This is a genomic window from Lactobacillus nasalidis (assembly GCF_016587775.1).
GTDB lineage: Bacteria > Bacillota > Bacilli > Lactobacillales > Lactobacillaceae > Lactobacillus > Lactobacillus nasalidis.
The window spans coordinates 1-210 of the sequence record NZ_BOCG01000392.1; the positions used below are offsets into that span (position 1 = coordinate 1).

Annotated in this window: 1 protein-coding gene; it reads left to right on the plus strand. The window is 41.9% G+C overall.

Annotated features, from left to right (window positions below):
• Nucleotides 1-210, plus strand: a 210-nt coding sequence (locus lacNas_RS07130; protein WP_244661435.1) for a helix-turn-helix domain-containing protein, incomplete at both ends; no start/stop codon positions are given.

The window sequence follows — 210 nt, forward strand, 5'->3', positions numbered from 1 at the left end:
AGAAGAAGTACCGTCTAAATTAATTCAGACAAGAGTCTATGAACTACATCCAAACAAGACTATGAGAAGAGTTTTGGATGAAGCTTGTGACTATCGCCGCTATTGCTGGAATCAAGGCCTTGCCTTGTGGAACGAAATGTACAAGGCAAGACAAGCGCTTAAATCTTCTTTGGCTTCCGACCCGAAAAAGCTGACTGAAGAACAGAAAGT